The sequence below is a fragment of the Moorena sp. SIO3E8 genome, assembly GCF_010692445.1.
GTDB lineage: Bacteria > Cyanobacteriota > Cyanobacteriia > Cyanobacteriales > Coleofasciculaceae > Moorena > Moorena bouillonii.
The window spans coordinates 1-5,738 of the sequence record NZ_JAAHHM010000022.1; the positions used below are offsets into that span (position 1 = coordinate 1).

6 protein-coding genes are annotated in these 5,738 nt (G+C 41.5%); 2 read left to right on the forward strand and 4 right to left on the reverse strand.

Annotated features, from left to right (window positions below):
• Positions 1-609: 609 nt before the first annotated feature.
• The gene (locus tag F6K46_RS12115; protein WP_293065093.1) at positions 610-1,365 is read left to right on the forward strand and encodes a reverse transcriptase N-terminal domain-containing protein; all 756 of its coding nucleotides are present in this window, start codon (positions 610-612) and stop codon (positions 1,363-1,365) included.
• Positions 1,349-2,323, forward strand: coding sequence for a group II intron maturase-specific domain-containing protein (locus F6K46_RS12120; RefSeq protein WP_293065096.1), 975 nt, complete (start codon positions 1,349-1,351; stop codon positions 2,321-2,323). Before F6K46_RS12115 ends, F6K46_RS12120 begins: the two co-directional genes overlap by 17 nt.
• Before the next feature lie 255 nt (positions 2,324-2,578).
• Here the strand turns inward: F6K46_RS12120 and F6K46_RS12125 are convergent, their stop codons facing one another.
• The 4 genes from F6K46_RS12125 to F6K46_RS12135 form a co-directional block, all read right to left on the reverse strand.
• Positions 2,579-2,716 (reverse strand): hypothetical protein, encoded by a 138-nt coding sequence (locus F6K46_RS12125; RefSeq protein WP_293065099.1) that lies wholly within the window; start codon positions 2,714-2,716, stop codon positions 2,579-2,581.
• Positions 2,713-4,302: an amino acid adenylation domain-containing protein gene (locus F6K46_RS12130; protein WP_293065102.1), complete on the reverse strand. Its 1,590-nt coding sequence runs from the start codon at positions 4,300-4,302 to the stop codon at positions 2,713-2,715. The genes F6K46_RS12125 and F6K46_RS12130 overlap by 4 nt, the downstream gene beginning before the upstream one ends.
• Before the next feature lie 118 nt (positions 4,303-4,420).
• On the reverse strand, positions 4,421-4,564 hold the full coding sequence (locus tag F6K46_RS40110) for a hypothetical protein (RefSeq protein ID WP_364421152.1): 144 nt from the start codon (positions 4,562-4,564) through the stop codon (positions 4,421-4,423).
• Between the two features lie 201 nt (positions 4,565-4,765).
• Positions 4,766-5,548 (reverse strand): TylF/MycF family methyltransferase, encoded by a 783-nt coding sequence (locus F6K46_RS12135; RefSeq protein ID WP_293065104.1) that lies wholly within the window; start codon positions 5,546-5,548, stop codon positions 4,766-4,768.
• Positions 5,549-5,738: the final 190 nt, after the last annotated feature.

Here is a 5,738-nt window from a genome sequence, read left to right on the forward strand (position 1 = left end):
ATCATAAGTCAGATTACTCGTATATACTTTACTCATTGCTCTCACGGCCTTGTGTGTATTTTTCCTTAATCACACTTTACCCCGTGTGAGCTTTTTTACTCTCTCTCATACTTTTCAAACAGCCTCTCATGAAATCTTGAGTGACAGCCCTACCCCTACTCATTAGGTCGTAACAAGCCAAGCGGGTAAAGCGGGGTCGAATAGTGAAGCACTACTAGCCTAAAAGTGGTGTTAGTAACAGGCAGAAGAACTCATGGGTACCACAGGAAGATACTAGATAATCATCGTAACCAACGAGTAGCAAAATAAGGCTGATATGCTACAGACAAAAGTCGATGGAAACACAAGGAATCATAGGGTTCCCTTCTCCTATGATAGATTTCTCCAGTTTCCCGGTGAAGAGTATCGCCCTAAAAGTTCTAAAGAATGGTTATCAGGAACGAAGTAACTCCATAGGTTCTCTCAGAATGGTCGGTTTCTGAGTAGGTAGTTAGCCGTATGGCCTATGTGAGAAAGATTGAGCTCATTTGCAAAAGCCTGGTGTAATGGCCAGGATACGCAGACAGACTCACGTTATAGGAAAAGATAAAGCTAGAAGTAGCAATTGATATGTCTAAAACTCGGGGGTTCGCCCCACAGTCGGAATGGAATCGGATTGACTGGCGAAAGCTAGAACGAACCGTATTCAAGTTGCAAAACCGGATTTATCGAGCCTCTGTTCGTGGCGATGTTCGCGTGGTAAGAAAGCTGCAAAGAACTCTGATGAAGTCCTGGTCAGCCAAGATGCTGGCAGTCAGGAAGGTGACCCAACAAAATAAAGGCAAAAAGACTGCCGGAATAGACGGGAAAAAAGCTCTTTATAGCAAACACCGTTTAGACCTAGTAGCCAGCCTTAAAATATATAGGAAACCTCAACCTACACGCCGAGTCTGGATTCCCAAACCTGGTCGTGATGAAAAACGACCACTAGGCATACCCACTATATATGACCGAGCACTTCAGGCTCTAGCAAAACAAGCACTAGAACCGGAATGGGAAGCCAAATTCGAGCCAAACTCTTACGGGTTTAGACCAGGACGGTCATGTCATGATGCTATCGGAGCAATATTTAGTGGCATCAAAGGAATGCCCAAATGGGTATTAGACGCTGATATCTCTAAATGTTTCGATAAAATCAACCATAACGCCTTAATACAAAAACTGAATACCTACCCATCCATGAGAAGGCTAATCAAAAACTGGTTAAAAGCCGGAGTAATGGATGGAGAAACATTCTCCCCTACCGAGGAAGGGACTCCTCAAGGTGGTATAATATCTCCACTCAAGCGCGAACATAGCCCTCCACGGAATGGAAGAAAGGATTAAACGCTATGCAGAAAGTCTACCCGGTAGAAAAGTAGCAAATAGACAAGCGTTAAATATAGTCCGATATGCAGATGACTTCGTTATCATGCATAAAAACCCATCCGTAATAGAAGAATGTCAGAAAATAATAGGCAAATGGCTAAGTGACATAGGACTGGAATTAAAGCCAAGCAAAACCAAAATAGTACACACTATGGAAGGTTTCGATTTCTTGGGATTTAACATCCGACAATACAAAGTCGGAAAAACCCATTCAAAACAAGGCTTTAAAACCATCATCAAACCATCTCAAAAGAGTATCAAAGAGCATTATGAGCGGCTGGCGTCAATAATACACAAACACAAAGCCGCTCCACAGGAGGCACTGATAAGACACCTCCGCCCTATTATAAGAGGATGGTGCAACTACTATAGTGCAGTCTGTAGTAAAAGAACCTACTCAAAGATAGACAACATGCTCTGGAATAAACTACAACGATGGGGATACAGGAGACATTCAAAGAAGTCTAAAGCTTGGGTAAACAAGAAATACTGGGGAACCAAGGTAGAAACACCAAAGAAGCCTTGGGATGCGCCAAAGGTGGATAACTGGGTATTCATGGTTTACGAGGATAATTTCCTCCAAAAACATACAAAAACCAAAATAATCCGGCACAAAAAAGTGCAGGACAATAGAAGTCCATTCGATGGAGACCTAGTATATTGGAGTGCCCGGATGCAGAAACATCCTGAGATGACCAGTCAAAAGGGAAGACTTTTGAAAAGGCAAGAAGGGAAATGTACTCACTGCGGACTTACCTTTAGAAGTGAAGACCAAATTGAAAAGCACCATATAATACCACGTTCTAATGGTGGATCAAACCTAGACAAAAATCTAGAACTATTACACCTACATTGCCACGATGCCAAGCACGGGAAGAAAATCGACACCTCAGAGTTAGATGAAAACCCGTTCTAGAGGTACCAATGACAATGGTTCCTATAATGAGGAGCCGGATGAAGGGAAACCTTCACGTCCGGTTTTGGAGACGAGTCGTAGAGGCGACTCTACGGCTTAGTTTAATCAAAATGCCTGTTTCATTTTCGGGCGGGCAGGATGCCCACTCTACTGCTATTGATTCGCGCAGCGGGCAGGATGCCCACTCTACGGCGTTGCTGAATTAAGGCATGAATGCGCGATCATCTGGTTTTATTAAAGCCCAGAATTGGGGGGCTAGGGGGGCGAAACCATACCCAGAATCAGCAACGCCACTGTGGTCAGTCCGCACGAGCCGGTCATCACAATGCCAAAACGACCCATCGCTAAAACCACTGCTTGAGGTTTGCTCAGATGGGGCATTTTTTTAGTCACTGTCCAAGAGCCATTTTTGGTACTCTTGATTCTTCTTCATGGCTGTGTTCTCCTAGTGGCGATATATACACGTGGGAATCCCTCAATCGCTTCTGAGCAATTTTACGCTCCGTCTCATGATCACTTACTGGGAAATGGGCTAAGGCTACTTCGTCTACTTTTCCTTCGTGAGTCAAAGGTAAACTTGATACAGGAATATAAGCTCCTGGCATCATGTATGAAGGTAACTGCTGTTGAATTTGAGAATCTAATTGTTCGGGTGTCCAAACTCCAGCCACCACAATATAAGCTATTAGGAATGTTTGATTTGCTAATACATAAGCTTGTTCTACTCCGGCAACTGATAACAAGGCAGTTTCTATTTCCGCTAGTTCTATTCGCTTTCCTTGAATCCATGTCTGCCGTTGTTTAGCCTTGATTATTTCTACATAACCCTGGTTATGATAACGTCCTATGTCTCCTGTTTGGAATAGTTTACCTAATTCGGGGTGTTCAATAAATTGCTGCGCTCTCTTTTGCTCTTGATGCAGATAACCTCTGGCTAAACTGGAACCTCCAATATAGATTTCTCCTGGTACTCCTGTGGGAACAGGATCTTGGTGTTTGTCTAGTACATAAACTGATAACCTATTGGGGTTGCCTACGGGTACATTTTCTCTAGGAGGTTCTTCTAGCCATTGCCAGTGGGTAACTTCTCCTCCTGCTTCTGGGATACTGTAGAAGTTGTGTAATGACACTGGGTAGCTTTGGATAAATTTGTCGGCTATTTCTGTAGATAAAGCTTCTCCACTGGTAAGGAGCGATCGCCAACTCTTTAAAGATACAGCCTCATTATTTGTATTTAACCAGGTGGGCAGTTCTGAAGGATATAGGTGAACTATGGTAACTTTGTGCTGGGCGATTAATTTTTGTAATTCTGTTGGCTCATTATTCGCAGCTATAACTACACTACCACCAGTGATTAGAGGTAAACCTATTTCTAAAAGAGCTACATCTTGAGTGAGAGAGGTTTTATGCAGTAAAATATCTCGTTCAGTTATCTTCAAAGTTTCTTGTAGCCATTGTAAACGTTGAGCTACAGATTGATGTTCTACTAAAGTTTGATTGAGGATATAAGCAAGATTGGTGGCTGTTGTTGGTGTATTTGGGTTATCTGTATTCTGTTTAGCTATTAATTCCCACTCAGTGTCTATACACAGAATTTGAGCATTGGAGTCAGGAATTTCTGATTTGAGGTGGTTTAGGGTTAATATTACCGAAATTGACTGCAAATTCTGGGATTTGTCTGTTGCATCTATTGCTACATAAGCTCCCCCTGCTTTGAGTATTGCTAATAAACCTACTACCATCTCTACCGAACGCTCTACACATATTCCCACTAGGGTTTCTGGTACTACCCCCAATTTTTGCAAGTAATGTGCTAGTTGATTAGCTTTGCAATTTAATTCTGAATAAGTCAGCTTTTGTTCTTCAAATACTACTGCTATTGCATTGGGAGTTTTCTCTACCTGTTCCTCAAATAACTGATGGATACATTTGTCAGTTGGGTAATCTGTTTTTGTATCATTCCATCCTACATTCCGCACGACAAAATGTAGTACATAAAGAGTAAAAACTTGAGTAAGTATTTAGACTTATAGTATGGGGTAGGAGGCGATCGCAAATCCACCCTAAATTTTTCTGGAGTGATATAGGCTCAAAAGCCTATCTGAAAAGCTTTTTAATTGGCTTTACGCCATTATCACTGAGAGTTTCACTCCATGAATCATGTGGAAGCGTACCGAGCAGATGTGAGTCTTTCACAATCTTGAGACAACCATTTTCTCTGGTAGATTCATCAATAGCAATAAAGACAGCACTTGCCTCTGGAAGGGAGCAAGCAAATTATTTCCAATAATATAGGACATATAGAAGTATACCGCCTAGCAATCGCTAACCATGCCTCAACCCTATAGCTATGATTTCCGAAAAAAGTGATAGAAGCTCTAGATACTGGAGTTTAGTCTAAACTCCAGTTCTAACTGTCTAGACTTGAAACTATGTTCTAATTCAGTTTTGTTCTCGTCTCCAAAAAACCCCCGTTTCATCTATAACTAAAATCTTTTCAGTAATATTATTCTGTTCCCGATAATCATGAATTGCCTTTGCACAAGCTGGAATCTGGTAGTCATCAATAATCACATAGCCTCCAACAGACAACTTTGGATATAAATTTGAGATAGAATCCATAGTAGATTCGTACAGGTCTCCATCAAGGCGAAGCACTGCTAATTGTTCAATGGGTGCTGTAGGGAGAGTATCGCGGAACCATCCCTTGAGAAAACGAACCTGTTCGTCAAGTAGACCATATCGTTCAAAGTTCGAGCGGACTTCTTCAATTGTAACTGCTAGTACCTGAATATTGGACAAATCTAAACCAGTATCGGCTGGATATTTTTTGATGTTAGGAGCTGGCAGTCCCTCAAATGAATCTGCCACCCAGACGTTACGATCTCTAATACCGTAGGCTTTTAGGATTGCTTGCATGAATATTGTTGCTCCACCTCGCCATACACCTGTTTCAATCAAATCTCCTGGAACTCGATCTGAAATCACTTGCTCTACACATTTTTGAATGTTATCCATTCGCTTTAGGCCAATCATAGATTGAGCTTGGCTAGGCCAATCCTGTCCATGCTCCCGCAGTTTGCGATTGAAATCTTGGGTAGTTAAGTTTGCTTCCGTCAAGTTCAAAGATGGGAAACTTGCAAGGGATTTATCTTCCACGATAAAGCCTAGAATAGACTTTTTCATCAAATCTAAGTAGAGTGTTCTGAGAACGGCTTCAGACATAGTAATTTATCTCCTTGATTTTTCCTTAATTCATTTATTTTAGTATATGTAACACCCACATTTCGCACGTCAAGTTGTAGCATTAAAAGTAGTATAAAAACGGCAGCTTGGTAGGTATTTATACTATGTAGCTCCGATTCATTGACGTTTCTGAGGAGTCAAATTCTCAGGAAAATATTAAGCATAAATA

Bases quoted from the DNA above. Each gene is read 5' to 3' on its own strand.
- F6K46_RS12115 (WP_293065093.1), top strand. From the start codon at position 610: ATGTCTAAAACTCGGGGGTTCGCCCCACAGTCGGAATGGAATCGGATT.
- F6K46_RS12120 (WP_293065096.1), top strand. From the start codon at position 1,349: ATGGAAGAAAGGATTAAACGCTATGCAGAAAGTCTACCCGGTAGAAAA.
- F6K46_RS12135 (WP_293065104.1), bottom strand. From the start codon at position 5,548: ATGTCTGAAGCCGTTCTCAGAACACTCTACTTAGATTTGATGAAAAAG.